This is a genomic window from Brevundimonas sp. (assembly GCF_032107865.1).
Classification (GTDB): domain Bacteria; phylum Pseudomonadota; class Alphaproteobacteria; order Caulobacterales; family Caulobacteraceae; genus Brevundimonas.
Genome location: NZ_DAMCNG010000172.1, coordinates 1 through 227, shown reverse-complemented (window position 1 = coordinate 227; position 227 = coordinate 1). Strand labels below are relative to the sequence as shown.

Sequence of the window (227 nt, the reverse complement as noted above, 5' to 3'; positions counted from 1 at the left end):
CGCACCGAACCGACGCGGATCGGCGACGCCCTCAGCTGGCGCGATCTGGTCCAGCCGGAACCCGCGCCCGCCGAGCCTGCCGCTCCGCTGGAGCTGAACGCCGCCATCGGCACGCCCGAAGAGATCGACGCCCTGGCCGGGCGTGTCACCTCGGCCATCCGGCGCATGGGCGTGGATCCCAACGCCCTGTTGCCCCGCCCCCGTGTAGAGGAAGCCGCGCAGGCCTT

General features: G+C 73.6%; 1 protein-coding gene. It reads left to right on the top strand.

What is annotated here, in order from left to right:
* The coding region (locus tag RT567_RS12805; protein WP_313576700.1) for a hypothetical protein at positions 1 to 227 on the top strand (227 nt) is incomplete at both ends.